A 16,013-nucleotide genomic window follows, 5' to 3' on the forward strand; every position below is an offset into this window, starting at 1 on the left:
AATGTCTTGCTCTCTTGGCCGTCGGCGCGGGTGGCGCGCCTATCTCGAAAACCGGGTCTACATGACACATTCCCGCCCAATGGGGCAATGCTGGCATACCAGGGAAATGGCTGCCATCCGCTGGGCGTATGGACTTTCGAAGCAAGCGGCCATGCGGGTTTTCCGGATGGCTGCCGCCTGCTAAACGAGCCGCCATGTCTGATCCGAATTCGGCTACCAAGGTCGCGGCCTTCTATCAATTCGTCGCCCTCCCGGATTACCGCGAGCTGCGCGAGCCGCTGCGCGCGTTCTGCGCTGGGCTTAAGCTCAAGGGCAGCGTGTTGCTGGCGCAGGAGGGCATCAACGGCACGATCGCCGGTGCGCCGGAGGCGATCGATGCCTTCGCCCGTGAACTCGCACACGGCGACATGTTCGGCGGCCGGCTCGACAATCTCGAATTGAAATTCTCGACTGCGGAGGCGATGCCGTTCGGACGGCTCAAGGTGCGGCTCAAGAAGGAGATCGTCACCCTCGGTGACGCAGCCGCCGATCCAACCGGCCAGGTCGGCACTTATGTCGATGCTACCGAGTGGAATGCGCTGATTGCGAGGCCCGACACGCTGTTGCTCGATACCCGCAACGCCTTCGAGGTGGCCATGGGGACGTTCGAGGGCGCGGTCGATCCCGGCATCAAGAGCTTTGGCCAGTTCAAGGATTTTGCCGCAGCCAGCCTGGATCCGGCCAAGCACCGCAGGATCGCGATGTTCTGCACCGGCGGCATCCGCTGCGAGAAGGCGAGCGCGCATCTGCTCGCGCGCGGCTTTGCCGAGGTCTATCACCTCAAGGGCGGCATCCTCAAATATCTCGAGGACGTGTCGGAGGCGGAGAGCCGCTGGCGCGGCGAATGCTTTGTGTTCGACGAGCGCGTCGCGCTCGGCCACGGGTTGCGCGAACGGGATAAGGGGCACGGCCGTGACGAATGAGATCAAGACGCTGAGCGAGCGCATCGACACGCTGGAGACGCGCCTCGCCTACCAGGACGACACGATCGAGACGTTGAACCAGACCATCACCGCGCAGTGGAAGCAGATCGATACGCTGACGCGGCAGATCGCGCAGCTCAATGAGCGGCTCCAGGAGGCCGAGGCGAATGCGCCGGGGCCCGCCAACGAGCCTCCGCCGCATTATTGAGATCTCGTGCCCCGGGCGCAGCGCAGCGCGCTGCGCTGCTGGACCGGGGCCCATCGTTGCAGCGATGAAAAGTACTGGGTCCCGGCTCAGCGCCGCATCGTTTCACGCTGCGTCGCGTCCGGAACACGATGGCGGTCTTATTGACCGGACGCCTTGGGCAGCAGGTTCGCGACCTCGCCGGACATCACCAGGCGGTCGCGGCCTGCGTCCTTGGCGGCGTAGAGCGCCTGGTCGGCAGCATCGACCAGCGAGGCCACGCCCGCCGTGCGCTCCAGCGCCGGCCGGCAGGTTGCGCCGCCGATCGAGGCGGTGACGCATCCAGCCGCCGGATTGGTGCGATGAACGAGGCCGGCCTCATGAATGGCGCTGCCGATCCGCTCGCCGACCAGAGCGCAGCCGGCGGCGTCGATGTTCGGCAGCAGCACGGCAAATTCCTCGCCACCATAGCGCGCCGCCAGATCGCCGGCGCGCTGCGCTTCGGCCGCGATGATCTTTGCGATCCGGCGCAAGCAGGCATCGCCCGCGGGATGGCCGTATTCATCGTTGTAGGCCTTGAAGTGGTCCACATCGATCATCAACAGACCAAGGCTGGAGCGGTCGCGATAGGCCCGCGCCCATTCCTCCTTCAACCGCTCGTCGAAGCGGCGGCGATTGGCAAGGCTGGTGAGGCTGTCCTCGATCGCAAGCGTCTCGAGCCTGGTTTCCAGCTTCTTGTGCTCGGTGATGTCGCGGGAGATCGCGACCACACCGTCGATGCGGCCATTGTCCTTGCGCGTCACCCGCATGGTCGATTCCAGCCAGATTTCGCCGTTCTCCCGGTGCGAGTTGCGGTAAGTGAGACGCGCCTCCTCCTTCTCGCCACGCTTCATGGCGTCGACGATCGCCTGGACCTCCGGCAGATCCTCCGGATTGATACCGGCAAGAGCCGGCGTGCCGATCAGCTGATTGGGGCGCCAGCCGACGATGCGGATCGAGGAGGGCGAAACATAGCGCAGCCGCTCGTCGAGCCCGATGCGCGTCACCATGTCGCTGGAGCCTTCGGCGAGCAGGCGAAAATGCGCCTCCTTCTCGACCAGCGCGACGGCCATGCGCTGGCCCCGCTGCAGCTGCCGCACCAGCACGCCGCCGATGACCGCGATCAGCATCACCAGCGCGAGCACGTAGAGCATGCGGGAGATGGCCGCGGCGCGCCAGGGCGCGAGCAACTCATCCTTGTCGACGGTGGCGAGCACGAGGAGCGGGAAACGGCTGCTGCGATTGAAGAAGCTGACGCGCTCGGCACCGTCCAGCGGCGACTTGAAATGATAGGCACCCTTCGGCCGTTGCAGATCCGGCTCGCGGAACAACGGCTTGTCGGAGACGCTGCGTCCGACGAATGTCTCGTTGCTGGGATTGCGCGCGATAATCATGCCGTCGCCATGCGTGAGCGACACCGAGCTGTTGCGGCCGATCTCGAACTGCTCGTAGAAATGCGAAAGATAGCTGGAGCCGATGGTCGCGAGCACCACGCCGCCGAAGCTGCCGTCCTGCTTGTTGAAGCGGCGCGACAGGGTGACGACCCACTCGCCGTCCAGGAGGCTCTTCACAGGACGGCCGACATGGGCCTCGCGCTTCGGCGAGAGCTGGTGATATCGGAAGAACGCATCGTCGCTGAAGTTCGAGCCGATCGTACCGGGCGAGGTCAGCCAGTTGCCCTGATCGTCGATGATGGCGAGGCTGTGGATACGCGCGATCGCCTTCTTTCGCGCTTCGAGGAGGTTGCCGAGCTTGGCGATCGTGGCCGGTCCAGTGCCATCCATCTCCAACCGGCTGACTACGCCGACGACGCCGGAATCCAGGAGATCGAGGCTGTCCTCGGCATGCTGTGTCAGCGAACGGGCGACGTTCGCCATCTCCGTCTCGGCGCCCTTGAGCACCGCGTCGCGTGCCGCCCATTCGCGCCAACCGCTGACGCCGAGGATGGTCGTGCAGGTCAGCGCGACGAAAGCCGCCGCGCGCAGCGGCAGACGGCTCCATCCGGCTCGTTGGGTAGCAGCACTCATGCGGCAGGGTTCTCCGATGGTTCGGACACTCTGCCGCTTCTGTTATTGAAGTCTGAAATCGCTATCGGAACACGCGGCAATCTCCGCGGTTTCCAGTAGTCTTACGGACGCAACGATCTTGGCGTCGCTAACAAGACATTAGCAAGCCTCTCGGAATCGGGCGTCCCTCGCTGCTAGCTGAAGATGGCCCTAACCTTGTTCCAGAGCGAGGGATGCTCGGCACGGGCATCGGCCTTCGAGGGCGTCGGCTGCGCGGCGCTCACGGGATCGGAAGCTGGGAACGTGTCCCTCAGCCCATCGTCGAGCTTGGCGTTGCGATCGGCAGCGAGCGCCTCGCGCAGATCGTCGGCGTGCTTGTCATGCGGGGCGGGATTGAATCTCTCAGCCATGATCTCCTCCATTGGCCTGGTCAACGCAGCCCGGTTGCGCCGGTTCCCCTGTTCCGCTGAGGGCCGGGGCGGTGTATCAGGAGCGATAACCTTCCGCAGGACCATTCGTGCCCCAGTCTCCGACGAAACCTTTGATCGACGTGCTCTCCGGTCAGCGCCAGACCGTCCCGCCGATGTGGATGATGCGCCAGGCCGGGCGTTACCTTCCGGAATATCGCGAGGTGCGTGCCAAGGCCGGCGGCTTCCTCGATCTCTGCTTCAACCCGGAACTTGCCGCCGAGGTGACGCTGCAGCCGATCCGAAGGTTCGGCTTCGACGCGGCGATCATCTTCTCGGACATTTTAGTGATCCCCTATGCGCTCGGCCGCTCGGTGCGCTTCGAGGTCGGCGAAGGCCCGCGGCTCGAGCCGCTCGACGATCCGGCCAAGGTCGCGACGCTGGCGCCGCGCGCCGATCTGGGCAAGCTTCAACCGGTCTTCGACGCGCTGAAGATCGTTCGCGGCGCGCTCGCCCCCGAGGTCGCGCTGATCGGCTTTTGCGGCGCGCCCTGGACGGTTGCGACCTACATGGTTGCAGGCCACGGCACGCCGGACCAGGCGCCGGCCCGGATGATGGCCTATCGGCATCCGGAGGCGTTGTCCAAAATCATCGACGTGCTGGTCGACAGCTCGATCGAATATCTGCTGGCGCAGCTCGCCGCCGGTGCCGACGCGCTACAGATCTTCGACACCTGGGCTGGCGTGCTGCCGCCGATCGAATTCGTGCGATGGTCGATCGAGCCGACGCGGCGCATCGTGGAGGGCGTGCGCGCCAAGGTGCCGGACGCGAAGATCATCGGCTTTCCCCGCGGCGCCGGCGCGCTGCTGCCGGCCTATGTCGAGGCGACCGGCGTCAACGCGGTCAGCATCGACTGGACCGCAGAGCCGGCCTTCATTCGCGAGCGCGTGCAGAGCAAGGTCGCGGTGCAGGGCAATCTCGATCCGCTGGTGCTGATCACCGGCGGTGCCGCGCTCGATCGCGCGGTCGATGACGTGCTGGCGAATTTTGCCCAAGGGCGGCTGATCTTCAATCTCGGCCACGGCATCCAGCCGGAGACGCCGATCGCCCATGTCGAGCGGATGATCAAGCGCGTGCGCGGCTGATTTATTCGCCTCTACGGGCGCGGCAAAACAAAAACCGCGAAAACAACCCCATGCACAGTAGACAAGTCATTGAAATGTTTAGGCCCGCATGACGCGCCCCGCGCCTTTGACACGTCGGGCAAAACAGGCGCAGAATAGCATCATCGCCGATCGTGATTTTGGCTGGGCTCAGCGCGGCCGGCTGCGCTCGATGATCTCCGCCGCGCCCTTCGCCAGCAGATCGAGCCCCACCGCACGGCCGAGCTCGCGCGGGCGATTGGCCGGGCCCTTGCGCGAGGCTTCGATGATGGTGTTGCCGGAGAGGTCGAGCACGGAGGCGGCGAGCGACATCTGATCGCCGGCGATGGTCGAGAAGCTCGCCACCGGCGAATTGCAGTGGCCGTTGAGCACCCACAGCACCTCGCGCTCGGCATCGGCTGAGGCATGGGCCGATGGATCGTCGATCGATGACAGGATCTGTCGCGTTTGCCAGTCCTGCGCCGCGCATTCGACCGCGACGATGCCCTGCCCTGCCGCTGGCAGCATCTCCGCCGCAGTGAATTCATAGGCGATGCGGCTCGCCAGACGAACGCGATCGAGCCCTGCGCGCGCCATGATCAGCGCATCCGCCGGCCCGACAGCGCCGCCATCCGGCAGGCGCTGCTTCTCGCCATTGTCGAGTTTTCGGACGCGCGTGTCGGCGGCCCCACGGAAATGGATCACTTCCACCTCCGGGAACAACCGCCGCGCATAGGCGGCCCGGCGCACAGCATTGGTGCCGATTTTAAGACCCTTGCCGCGGGACTGGCGCAGCGCCGCCAGCGTCACGCCATCGCGCAGCACCAGCACATCGCTCGGCGGATCGCGCGACAGCGTGGCACCGATGACGAGGCCCGGCGTATCCTCGTTGCCTGGCATGTCCTTCAGCGAATGCATCGCCGCCTGCAATTCGCCCGACAGCACGGCGGCGCGGATCTGCGCCACGAAGGCACCACCCTTGCCGCCATGGGGCAACAGCTTGCTGGTCTGGTCGAGATCGCCCGTGGTGTCGAACTTGACGATCTCGATATCCAAATCTGGCACGGCGGCGGTCAGGCGGCGCGCGATCTCTTCCGTCTGTGCCAGCGCCATCGCGCTCTTGCGGGTGCCGATCTTGAATCGCGTAGCCAAGTCCTGGTCCTTTCGAGAGGCGTGTTTAGCGGGTATCCTCCAATATCATGTCGGAGGCCTTTTCGGCGATCATGATGATCGGCGCGTTAGTGTTCCCCGAGACGAGGTCCGGCATGATCGAGCCGTCGACGACACGAAGGCCGTCGAGCCCCCTCACCTTCAGCCGCTGATCGACCACCGCGAGCGCGTCGTTGCCCATACGACAGCTCGAGGTCGGATGATAGATGGTGCTGCCGCGCTCGCGGCAATAATCCAGGATCTCGGCGTCCGTGGATACCTTCGCCCCGGGATCGTACTCGCTGACCACAAACGGCTTCAGCGCCGGCGCGTTCAAGATCCTGCGCAGGATCTTGATGCCCTCGACGTTGGTGGTGCGGTCGGTCTCGGTGGACATGTAGTTGATGCGGATCTCCGGCGGTACGGTCGGGTCGGCGCTCTTGATGCGCAGGGAGCCGCGGCTCTCGGGACGGAGCTGGCACACCGAGGCGGTGAAGCCGGAGAAACCGTGGAGCTTCTCGCCCATCTTGTCGGTCGAGAACGGCAGGAAGTGCACCTGGATGTCCGGCGAAGCGAGCCGCGAACTGGTCTTGAAGAACGCGCCCGCCGTGCCCGCCGCGATCGTCAGCCAGCCCTTGCGGAACAGCGCATAACGCGCGCCGGCCATGGTACGACGAAGCGGATGATTGATGGTGTCGTTGAGGGTGATCTTCTGCGAGCAGCGCATCACGATGCGGACCTGCATGTGATCCTGGAGATCGTGACCGACGCCCGGTGCGTCCAGCACCAGCTCGATGCCGTGCTTGCGGAGGAGATCGCCGGGGCCGACGCCGGAGAGCTGAAGCAGCTGCGGCGAGTTGTAGGCGCCGCTCGACAGCACGACCTCCTTCCGCGCACGCGCACGGCGCAATGCAGCGCCTTGCCGGTATTCGACGCCGACGGCGCGGCGGCCCTCGAACAGGATGCGCTGGGCGAGCGCGCCCGTCTCGATCTTGAGATTGCTGCGCGCCTTCGCGGGGCCGAGATAGGCCACCGCCGTGGAGGCGCGCCGGCCGTTGCGCGTCGTGGTCTGGAACAGGCCGACGCCTTCCTGCGTCGCGCCGTTGAAATCAGGGTTGTAGGGCAGGCCGGTCTCGACGGCGGCATCGATGAAGGCCTTCGACAGCGGATCGGTCACGATCATGTTGGAGACCGGCAGCGGACCGCCCGTGCCGTGATAGCGATCCGCGCCCCGCGACTGGTTCTCGGCCTTCTTGAAATAGGGCAGCACGTCGTCGTAACCCCAGCCCGTGTTGCCGAGCTGGCGCCAGCGATCATAGTCCTCGTGCTGACCACGGACATAGAGCAGGCCGTTGATCGAGCTCGATCCGCCCAGGGTCTTGCCGCGCGGCTGGAACACCTGGCGCCCCTTCAGCTCGGGCTCCGGCTCGGTCTGGTACATCCAGTTGACGGACTTCTCCTTGAACAGCTTGCCGTAGCCGAGCGGGACGTGGATCCAGATATTGGAATCCTTCGGGCCGGCCTCGAGCAGGAGCACGCTGTGCTTGCCGTTCGCCGACAGGCGGTTCGCAAGCACGCAGCCGGCCGAGCCGGCGCCGACGATGATGTAGTCGAATTCGGGACCGTTGGGGGCGAGGGAGGAATTTGCGTTCATGCGCTACTGTTCTTCTTGTTGGTGTGGCGTTTCCCGTTCGTCACTTAGCACGATCATGGCTTGATGCGCAGCGCCTCGACCAGCGACTTGAACGCACGGGCATATTCCGCGCCCGCCCTTGCGATGTCGGCGCGTCCGGCGCAGGCAACCGCGGCTTCCGTCACGGCGCCGAGCAGCAGCCGCGCCAGCGGCTCGACCGGCTGCCGTGCGATCAGCCCGGCCTCCATCGCGGCCGCGATCGCGCGCGGCATCTTGCCGCCGAAGTGCTGCGCGTCGATCTCGCGCCAGCGCTCCCAGCCGAGTACGGCAGGACTGTCGCGCAGGATGATCTGGCCGGTCGGGCCCTTGGCGGTTGCGGCAAAGTAATGCTGGGTGCCGGCGACCATCGCGGCGAGCACGTCCTTCTCTGCACGGGCGGCGTGGTCGATCTCGGCAACGAGGTCGCGCGAGACCTGGTCGAACACGGCTTCGAACACCGCCTCCTTGGTCTTGAAGTGATGATAGACCGCGCCCTTGGCGACGGAGGCGCCTTCGGCAATCTCGTCCATGGTGGTGGCGGCAAAGCCTTGCGTGCCGAACAAGCGGCGCGCCGCCGTCAGGATCGCGTCCGTCGTCGCCGCCCGTCGCTCCGCCTGCTTTGCCATTGGGCTGGTCTAATCCAATCGGCGGCGGGCGGCCAGTTGACTTTTCGACTATCGGTCGGTATTTACCGACTATCAGTCGGTTTTAATAGTGGGGTGCGCCATGCCAAGCCGTGATGTCGTCGAAGCCTTCGCGCAACGACTGGAGGCTGGAGATTTCATCGGCGCGATCGAGCAGTTCTGTACGTCGGATGCCGTGACCTACGAAAACAACGCCGCCCCGACAGTCGGGCGCGACAATCTCATCGCCAAGGAGCGCGGCGTGCTGGCTGCCTCGAAGGCTGTTAAGGCCGTGCGCATCGGGCCGAGCATGATCGAAGGCGATCATGTCGCCACACGCTGGGTCTTCAGCTTCACCAACGCCGAAGGCGTCGTCCGAACGCTGGACGAGATCGCGTGGCAAACCTGGCGGGGCGATGAGCTGATCGAAGAACGGTTCTATTACGATCCGAAACAATTGGGGCGGTAGAGCGCTTCTAGACGCGCTGTCATCGCCCGGCTTGACCGGGCGATCCAGTATTCCAGAGGCCGGCGTTGAAGAGCACGCTCTCGCCACATCCGCCGCGGCGTACTGGATGCCCCGGTCAAGCCGGGGCATGACAGCGGAGTTAGTGGCGACACGTTCCGACGGAACAGCCGTAAACGGGATGTCGCATTTGTATCGATTTGTTATCGATACCTTCCTTTGAACACGCAGAAGTGGTTACGCCGGCCGTGGCGAGCGGCGATAATTCATAGTTCGTCAAAGGTTTGCAACGAATTCTCCTGATCGAGCCGGACAAGCGTCCGGTGCTGCTAGGCTGTCGAATGCGGACTCAAACGACCAGCTATGTCGCACGGTTGTTCGCCGGCGATCTGTCGGCCTTTGGCGGTCCCGCAACCGACGAGGCGATGGCCGGGCATATCCGCGCCGAACAGATGTCGCTGGTGCTCGGCTATTCGGTCGGCATCATGCTCGCCAATGCCTGCAACGCCATCGTGCTGGCCGTCGCGCTGTGGCAATCGCCGGACAGGATGTTTGCGCTGATCTGGGCGGCCGCGGTGGCCAGCGGCGCAATCGTGTTCGGCCTGCAATCCCACACGGCGCGCCGCATCACCAAGCCGCAATTCGTCTCGCGCCGCGCCATGTACCGGCTGGTGCGCAACGCCTTCATCCTTGGCTCCGCCTGGGGCATCGTCCCGGTCGCCTTCTTCGCCGACGCTTCGACCGGCGGCCAGCTCGTCATCACCTGCCTGTGCTCGGGCATGCTGGCCGGCGGCGCGCTGGCCTTCGCCACGATCCCGATCGCGGCCATCGCTTTCACGGCCCCCATCTTCCTCGGCATCGCCATCTGCCTCGGCAGGAATGGCGATCTGGCTTTCCTGCTGATCGCCTTTCTCGTCGTGGTCTACGGCAGCGTCCTGCTGCGCGGCGTGTTCGTCAATTCTTTCTCGTTCGCGCGGCGCGTGATGCGGCAGATCGAGGCCGAACGCACGGTGCGGCTGGATCCCCTGACCCATCTACCGAACCGTGTCGCCTTCAACGAAACGCTCGATGCGGCCTTGAGGCGCCTCGCCTTGTCCGGTGAGGAGTTCGCGGTGCTCTTGCTCGATCTCGATCGCTTCAAGGAAGTCAACGACAAGTTCGGCCATCCCGCCGGCGACGAATTCCTGGTGCAAGTCGCAGGCCGCCTGCAACGCTGCACGCGCGCAGCCGAGCACGTCGCACGCATCGGCGGCGACGAGTTTGCGCTGCTGATGGCCAATCTGGCGCGGCCGGAGGATGCGCTCGAAATCGCCGAACAATTCGTCGCGGCCTTCACTGAACCGTTCCAGATCGAGGGCCGCCAGATCGTCGGCGCGACCAGCGTCGGCATCGTGCTGGCGCCGCGCGACGGCAACACGCCGCTCGACGTCATGAAGAATGCCGATGCCGCGCTCTACCGCGCCAAGAAGGCGGGGCCGGGCACGGTTTGCTTCTTCGAACAAGCCGAACGACAGGCTGTCCCGCGACCGCAAGGCGCTGCAATCGGACCTCGAAGGTGCGATCGCGCGAAACGAACTGTTCCTGGTGTTCCAGCCATTCCTCGATCTCGGCGGTAACCGGATCACCGGCTTCGAGGCGCTATTGCGCTGGCAGCATCCTTCGCGCGGGCTGGTGCCGCCGAGTGAGTTCATACCTATCGCGGAGGAGACCGGGCTGATCCACGAGATCGGCGAATGGGTCATCCGCCGCGCCTGCGCGACGCTGGCGGACTGGCCCGAGGACATCAGAGTCGCCGTGAATTTCTCCGCGTCGCAGTTTCACAACACGGCCATCCTCCAGACCATCGTGCAGGCACTCGCCGATGCAAAGGTCTCTCCCCGCCGGTTCGAGATCGAGATCACGGAATCGATGCTGCTGTCGAAATACGGCTCGGCCGCGACAGTCCTGAACGCGCTGCTGGAGCTCGGCGTCACCGTGGCGCTCGACGATTTCGGCACCGGCTTCTCCTCGCTGACTTACCTGCGCAAGCTGCCGTTCAGCCGCATCAAGATCGACCAGTCCTTCATCCGCGACATGCTGGTGCAGCCGGACTGCGCCGCGATCGTGAAGTCGGTGATTGGCCTCGCGCGCGACCTCAACATCAACGTCGTCGCCGAGGGCGTCGAGACCGCCGACCAGCTCGAATATCTGCGCCAGATCGGCTGCGACGAAGTGCAGGGCTATCTGATCAGCCGGCCGGTCTCGGCTGATGGCGTGCTGGCGTTGCTGGATACGAAGAAGCTTCGGGCGATTTACGCGGCTTAGGTGAAATTTGATGGAGTCTGAGTGCCGGCCATGATGACGGTGAGCTCCCTCCCCCGCCTGCGGGGGAGGGTTGGGGAGAGGGTGTTTCAACAGAGGGGTTCCCCAAGAGGAGAGAACCCTCACCCGGCGCTTCGCGCCGACCTCTCCCGCAAGCGGGAGAGGTCGAGCCCCCGCGGCCGCTGTCGATTCCTCCCAACGGAATCTCGCCCCGGGGCTCGATCAAACCGCATCCGCACGGAGCAGCGTGTCGACCGTGATGGTGCCCCGCGCGCGGGAGACGCAGGCGCAGATCTTCTGGTTGCTTTGCTTCTGGTGGTCGCTGAAGAAGACGTCGCGATGGTCGATCTCGCCCTGGACATCGACGACGTCGATCGCGCACAGGCCGCATTCGCCGCGCTTGCAGTCGAACATCACATCGTGGCCGCCGGCATTGAGCACGTCGAGCATCGAGCGCTCGCGCGGGATCTCGAGCTCGATGTTCGTGTCCTTCAATCGCACGCGAAATGTTTCGGTCGGCAGGGTGCCGCTGGAGCCGAAGGTCTCGTAGCGGAGATCGGGGAGCGGATGGCCGGCGCCGATCCAGGCATGGCGCGCGGCGTCCAGCATCCGCATCGGGCCGCAGAACAGGGCCAGCGTTCCCCGCGGCAATGAGGCGAACAGGGCGTCGAGATCGAGCCGCTGACCTTCGTCGCTGGCATGGACGACGAGGCGATCTCCAAGCATCGCGGCGAGATCGTCGAGATAGGCGGCCTCGCGGCGCGAGCGCACCGCATAATGCAGAGTGACATCCACCCCGCGGCGCGCCAGCGCCTGCGCGGCGCCGAGGGTCGGGGTGATGCCGATGCCGCCGGCGATCAGGCAGTAGTTCTCGCGCGCCCAGTCGACCGCGAGCAGCGAGGCGGGTTGGGTGATGTCGAGCCGCGCGCCCGGCTGCAAGGACCACATGTAGCGCGAGCCGCCGCGGGAATCCTCGGCGCGGCGCACCGCGATCTTGAAACCGTGCGTCGAGGCCTCGCCAACCAGCGAATAGGACCGCGTCTCGGGCAGGCCGTCGATGGTGACGCTGACATTGATGTGGCTGCCGACCGGATAGGCCGTGGCCTCGAACTGATCCGGCTTGATCAGAAATTCGCGGACGTTCGGGGTGAGATCGCGGGTCGCGACCAGCGTTGCGGGGGTCCAGTTTTCGATGAAGCGCATGGTGCCTGCCCTCAATCGGTTGCGGTCTTGATCAGCGCGAGCGCCGGCAAGAGGTCGAGATGGGTCCGGTTGCGCAAGGCGAGCCGCAGGTTTCGCACCGCGAGCCGGGCATGCTCGCGCATGACGGCCTCGGCGCGCGCGCCTTCGCGGTTCTCGATGGCGTCGATCACGACGCGATGGTGCTCCTGGGCGATGATCAGGATCTGCTGCGCCTCTGGCAGTGCCGACTGCGCCATCACGAAGCCGCTGGGCGAGGCAAACGGCAGCGCCGAGGCGCGGTCGATCTGCCGGATCAGCGGCGGGCTGCGCGACAGTTCCGTGAGCAGTGCGTGGAAGCGCGCATTCAGCGTGACATAGGACGAGAAGGCATCGACCGAGATCGGCACCTGGCGCAGCAATTCGTCGATGGCGGCAAGGCATTCCTTCAGCGGCTCGAGCTCGCGCGCGGAGACGCCGCGCTCGGCGGCAAAGCGCGCCGCGAGGCCTTCCAGCGTGCCACGCAGCTCAATGGAATCGGAGATGTCGCGCTCCGAAAACGCCTTCACCATGAAGCCGCCGGAGGGGATCGCCTCCAACAGGCCCTCCTCCTCCAGCCGCACCAGCGCCATCCGCACGGGCGTGCGCGAAGCGCCGGTCGTCTCGACCGCCTGGAGCTCGGAGATGCGCTCGCCGGGGCGCAAGGCGCCGGACAGGATCTGATCGCGCAGCGCGAGCTGCGCCTTCACGGTCTGCGAGACGGAGCGGTCGACCTCACGTTCGGCCATGCTCTACTCCGCGGCCTGAAGGTGTTGCGGCCCGTTTTCCTTGGCCACCATCCGATCGATCAGCTTGCGCGACCACATCGCGCCGGCGTCGATATTGAGGTTGTAGAAGATGCGATCGGGGTTCTCGTCCATAGCGCGCTGCTGCGCTTCGAGGATCAGCTCGTCCTCGCGGAAGATGCCGGAGACGCCCTCGCGGATCTCGGTGGTGAGGCGCTGCTCGCCCAGGCGATAGTTGCGGACGAAGGCCCAGAAGTAATGGCAGGTCTTCTCCGTCTCCGGCGTGATGGTGTTGAGCACGAAACCGTTGACGCCCTGCGAGCGGTCGCCTTCCGGCGCGCCGGTACCTGTGGGCGCCACGCCGACGTCGATGGCGATGGTGCACGGCGCCTCGAAACGAATGATCTGCCAGCGGTCGACGAGGCCGGGCTTGCCGAGCTGCTTGGCCCAGAACGGCGGCGCCTCGATGCCGCGCATCCAGCGCGTCACCATCACCGTCTTCTCGCCATGGGTGACGTCGAACGGCGCTTCGGCGACTGCATCGTTGCCGATCGAGGAGCCGTGCACGAAGGTCTCGTGGGTGAGGTCCATGAGATTGTCGAGCACGAGGCGGTAGTCGCAATTGACGCGGATGGTCTTGCCGTCGCCAGCCCAGGCGGGGTCGTGATTCCAGTGCATGTCCGGCACCAGCGCGGGATCGGCGAGCGCGGGATCGCCCATCCAGAGCCAGATGTAGCGGTGACGCTCGACCACGGGATAGGCGCGCACGCAGGCCGACGGGTTGATGGTCTCCTGCGAGGGCATGAAGGTGCAGCGCCCCTGCGCGTTGTATTTGAGACCGTGATAGCCGCAGACGACGGTGTCGCCTTCGAGCCGGCCCTTGGACAGCGGCACCAGGCGATGCCAGCAGGCATCCTCCAGCGCGGCGACCGAGCCGTCGGCCTTGCGGTACATCACGACATGCTTGCCGCAGATCGTCCGCGGCAGCAGCGCCGGCTTCACCTCGGCATCCCAGGCGGCGGCGTACCAGGCGTTCATAGGGAAGGATTTTGTCATCGGTCTCGCTCCCTGTATGCGTTATGTATACAATAGCGTAGAGATTTGGATCGCTCAAGCGCAAAAGCGCCATATCTAATTACCGATCCCCGATGTGATGTATACATCTATAACCGCGGGTCATCCCGCGAAGGCGGGGAATCCAGCACTCCGCGGCGGACATTGGGTTCAAACAACTGGGGCCGCGGCGTACTGGATCACCCGCGTTCGCGGGTGATGACAGCGGAGAATGCGGCAAGCGCTCCCGTCGGAGCGGCAAGCGCAAAAGCGCCTCGACGCGCTTACGCCGCGAACACCCTCGCCAGCCCGGCCTTGGCTTCCTCCTGAATCCGGGTCAGGTGCTCGGGGCTGCGGAAGCTTTCGGCGTAGATCTTGTAGACGTCCTCAGTGCCTGACGGACGCGCCGCGAACCAGCCGAAATCGGTTTCGACCTTGATGCCGCCGAAGGGCTGGCCGTTGCCGGGCGCCTTGCTCAGCGTGGAGCGCACCGGATCGCCGGCGAGCTCCTTCAGGCCGAGCTGTTCGGGCGTGACGGACTTCAGGATGTTCTTTTGCGGCCCGGTCGCGGCAACGTCGATGCGCGCGTAATGGGGCATGCCGAACTCGGCGGTGAGATCATTGAAGAGCTGGCTGGGATCGCGGCCGGTTTTGGCCATGATCTCGGCAGCGAGCAGGCCGAGGATGATGCCATCCTTGTCGGTGGTCCACACCGTGCCGTCGCGGCGCAGGAACGAGGCGCCTGCACTCTCCTCGCCGCCGAAGCCGAAGCCGCCGGTAAGGAGGCCGTCGACGAACCATTTGAAGCCGACCGGCGTCTCGACCAGCTTGCGGCCGAGCTTCCTGGCGACGCGGTCGATGATCGAGCTCGACACCACGGTCTTGCCGATCGCGGCATCCCTGCCCCAGTTCGGACGGTGTGCGAACAGATAGGAGATCGCGGTCGCCAGATAATGGTTCGGATTCATCAGGCCGCCGGTGCGCGTGACGATGCCGTGGCGATCGGCATCGGTGTCGTTGGCAAAGGCGACGTCGAAGCGGTCGCGCATGCCGATCAGGCTCGCCATCGCGTAAGGCGAGGAGCAATCCATGCGGATCTTGCCGTCCCAGTCCACCGTCATGAAGCGGAAGGTCGGGTCGGTCGCCTCGTTCACGACGGTGGCCTTGAGGCCGTAGCGCTCGATGATCGGATGCCAGTAATGCACGGCGGCGCCGCCGAGCGGATCGATGCCGATATTGACGCCGGCGGATCTGACGAGGTCGAGATCGACGACATTGCCGAGGTCGGCGACATAGGGCGTGATGAAGTCGTAGGCATGCACGTTCGCGGCCTTGCGCGCCTTGGCATAGTCGATGCGCTTCACGTCCTCGAGGTCGCCTGCGAGATAGGCGTTGGCGCACTTCTCGACCACGCCGGTGACGTCGGTATCGGCCGGGCCGCCATGGGGCGGATTGTATTTGTAGCCGCCGTCTTCGGGCGGATTGTGCGAGGGCGTGATGACGACGCCGTCGGCGAGGCCGCTCGTGCGGCCCTTGTTGTAGGTGAGGATGGCGTGCGAGATGACCGGCGTCGGCGTGTAGCCCCCGTCCTTGTCGATCATGATCTCGACGCCGTTGGCGGCGAACACCTCGACGGCGCTGACCAGCGCCGGCTCGGCCAGCGCGTGGGTGTCGATGCCGATGAAGAGCGGACCGGTCAGCCCCTTTTCTCTTCTGTAGTCACAAATGGCTTGCGTGGTCGCGAGGATGTGGCCTTCGTTGAACGTGTTCTTGAACGAGGTGCCGCGATGGCCCGACGTGCCGAACGCCACGCGCTGCGCCGGGTCCGATGCATCCGGCTTACCCGCGAAATAGGCCGTCACCAGCCGCGGAATATTGGTGAGCGCGTCCGGCGAAGCCTGCTTGCCCGCCGCGGGATGAACATCAGCCACTGAAATATCCTCGTTCTGTCATCACGAAAATAGCGGGACACCATAGCATCAGCCGGGTCCCCGCCAAGGGCACAACCCGCGCGATGGGGTGGCCGTTCCTTGCGGGGTGGTGGC

Annotated in this window: 13 protein-coding genes and 1 pseudogene; 5 read left to right on the forward strand and 9 right to left on the reverse strand. The window is 65.3% G+C overall.

Annotated elements, in window-relative coordinates; genetic code table 11:
* Window positions 1-194: 194 nt before the first annotated feature.
* Complete coding sequence (locus YU9_RS0122695; protein ID WP_027574850.1) at window positions 195-962, forward strand: rhodanese-related sulfurtransferase; 768 nt, start codon at window positions 195-197, stop codon at window positions 960-962.
* Window positions 952-1,170, forward strand: a complete 219-nt coding sequence (locus YU9_RS0122700) for a SlyX family protein (RefSeq protein ID WP_027574851.1) — start codon at window positions 952-954, stop codon at window positions 1,168-1,170. Before YU9_RS0122695 ends, YU9_RS0122700 begins: the two co-directional genes overlap by 11 nt.
* Window positions 1,171-1,307: 137 nt before the next feature.
* Here the strand turns inward: YU9_RS0122700 and YU9_RS0122705 are convergent, their stop codons facing one another.
* Together YU9_RS0122705 and YU9_RS0122710 are read right to left on the reverse strand one after the other, a co-directional pair.
* On the reverse strand, window positions 1,308-3,212 hold the full coding sequence (locus tag YU9_RS0122705) for a diguanylate cyclase (protein WP_027574852.1): 1,905 nt from the start codon (window positions 3,210-3,212) through the stop codon (window positions 1,308-1,310).
* A 173-nt stretch (window positions 3,213-3,385) separates the two neighbouring features.
* The gene (locus YU9_RS0122710; protein ID WP_027574853.1) at window positions 3,386-3,601 is read right to left on the reverse strand and encodes a hypothetical protein; all 216 of its coding nucleotides are present in this window, start codon (window positions 3,599-3,601) and stop codon (window positions 3,386-3,388) included.
* A gap of 107 nt (window positions 3,602-3,708) precedes the next feature.
* Between YU9_RS0122710 and hemE the strand changes: the two genes are divergently transcribed.
* A complete protein-coding gene (hemE, locus tag YU9_RS0122715) occupies window positions 3,709-4,743 on the forward strand; it encodes a uroporphyrinogen decarboxylase (RefSeq protein ID WP_027574854.1) in 1,035 nt (344 codons plus the stop codon).
* A 168-nt stretch (window positions 4,744-4,911) separates the two neighbouring features.
* Here hemE and hemC read toward each other — a convergent pair whose 3' ends face one another.
* The 3 genes from hemC to YU9_RS0122730 are packed head-to-tail and all read right to left on the reverse strand — an operon-like array spanning window position 4,912 to window position 8,187.
* The gene (hemC, locus tag YU9_RS0122720) at window positions 4,912-5,892 is read right to left on the reverse strand and encodes a hydroxymethylbilane synthase (protein ID WP_027574855.1); all 981 of its coding nucleotides are present in this window, start codon (window positions 5,890-5,892) and stop codon (window positions 4,912-4,914) included.
* 25 nt (window positions 5,893-5,917) lie between these two features.
* Window positions 5,918-7,543 carry a GMC family oxidoreductase gene (locus YU9_RS0122725; protein WP_027574856.1) on the reverse strand — a complete coding sequence of 542 codons (1,626 nt, stop codon included), beginning with the start codon at window positions 7,541-7,543 and terminating at the stop codon, window positions 5,918-5,920.
* Window positions 7,544-7,596: 53 nt separating this feature from the next.
* Entirely contained in the window at window positions 7,597-8,187 is a 591-nt protein-coding gene (locus YU9_RS0122730) for a TetR/AcrR family transcriptional regulator (protein WP_027574857.1), read from the reverse strand.
* Window positions 8,188-8,287: 100 nt separating this feature from the next.
* Between YU9_RS0122730 and YU9_RS0122735 the strand changes: the two genes are divergently transcribed.
* Complete coding sequence (locus YU9_RS0122735) at window positions 8,288-8,653, forward strand: nuclear transport factor 2 family protein (protein WP_027574858.1); 366 nt, start codon at window positions 8,288-8,290, stop codon at window positions 8,651-8,653.
* 338 nt (window positions 8,654-8,991) lie between these two features.
* Window positions 8,992-10,954 (forward strand): annotated as a pseudogene (locus YU9_RS51130) (putative bifunctional diguanylate cyclase/phosphodiesterase).
* 219 nt (window positions 10,955-11,173) lie between these two features.
* Here YU9_RS51130 and YU9_RS0122745 read toward each other — a convergent pair.
* The 4 genes from YU9_RS0122745 to pgm form a co-directional block, all read right to left on the reverse strand.
* A complete protein-coding gene (locus tag YU9_RS0122745; protein WP_027574859.1) occupies window positions 11,174-12,154 on the reverse strand; it encodes a PDR/VanB family oxidoreductase in 981 nt (326 codons plus the stop codon).
* 11 nt (window positions 12,155-12,165) lie between these two features.
* The gene (locus YU9_RS0122750; protein WP_027574860.1) at window positions 12,166-12,918 is read right to left on the reverse strand and encodes a GntR family transcriptional regulator; all 753 of its coding nucleotides are present in this window, start codon (window positions 12,916-12,918) and stop codon (window positions 12,166-12,168) included.
* Window positions 12,919-12,921: 3 nt separating this feature from the next.
* Window positions 12,922-13,971, reverse strand: coding sequence for an aromatic ring-hydroxylating dioxygenase subunit alpha (locus YU9_RS0122755; RefSeq protein WP_027574861.1), 1,050 nt, complete (start codon window positions 13,969-13,971; stop codon window positions 12,922-12,924).
* A gap of 281 nt (window positions 13,972-14,252) precedes the next feature.
* The gene (gene pgm / locus YU9_RS0122760) at window positions 14,253-15,899 is read right to left on the reverse strand and encodes a phosphoglucomutase (alpha-D-glucose-1,6-bisphosphate-dependent) (RefSeq protein WP_027574862.1); all 1,647 of its coding nucleotides are present in this window, start codon (window positions 15,897-15,899) and stop codon (window positions 14,253-14,255) included.
* Window positions 15,900-16,013: the final 114 nt, after the last annotated feature.

Source organism: Bradyrhizobium sp. WSM1743 (assembly GCF_000473065.1).
Lineage (GTDB): Bacteria > Pseudomonadota > Alphaproteobacteria > Rhizobiales > Xanthobacteraceae > Bradyrhizobium.

What these genes read in the sequence shown, in the direction of transcription:
- YU9_RS0122695 (WP_027574850.1), top strand. Translation starts at nt 195, where the DNA reads ATGTCTGATCCGAATTCGGCTACCAAGGTCGCGGCCTTCTATCAATTC.
- YU9_RS0122705 (WP_027574852.1), bottom strand. Translation starts at nt 3,212, where the DNA reads ATGAGTGCTGCTACCCAACGAGCCGGATGGAGCCGTCTGCCGCTGCGC.
- YU9_RS0122710 (WP_027574853.1), bottom strand. Translation starts at nt 3,601, where the DNA reads ATGGCTGAGAGATTCAATCCCGCCCCGCATGACAAGCACGCCGACGAT.
- YU9_RS0122725 (WP_027574856.1), bottom strand. Translation starts at nt 7,543, where the DNA reads ATGAACGCAAATTCCTCCCTCGCCCCCAACGGTCCCGAATTCGACTAC.
- YU9_RS0122730 (WP_027574857.1), bottom strand. Translation starts at nt 8,187, where the DNA reads ATGGCAAAGCAGGCGGAGCGACGGGCGGCGACGACGGACGCGATCCTG.
- YU9_RS0122735 (WP_027574858.1), top strand. Translation starts at nt 8,288, where the DNA reads ATGCCAAGCCGTGATGTCGTCGAAGCCTTCGCGCAACGACTGGAGGCT.
- YU9_RS0122745 (WP_027574859.1), bottom strand. Translation starts at nt 12,154, where the DNA reads ATGCGCTTCATCGAAAACTGGACCCCCGCAACGCTGGTCGCGACCCGC.
- YU9_RS0122750 (WP_027574860.1), bottom strand. Translation starts at nt 12,918, where the DNA reads ATGGCCGAACGTGAGGTCGACCGCTCCGTCTCGCAGACCGTGAAGGCG.
- YU9_RS0122755 (WP_027574861.1), bottom strand. Translation starts at nt 13,971, where the DNA reads ATGACAAAATCCTTCCCTATGAACGCCTGGTACGCCGCCGCCTGGGAT.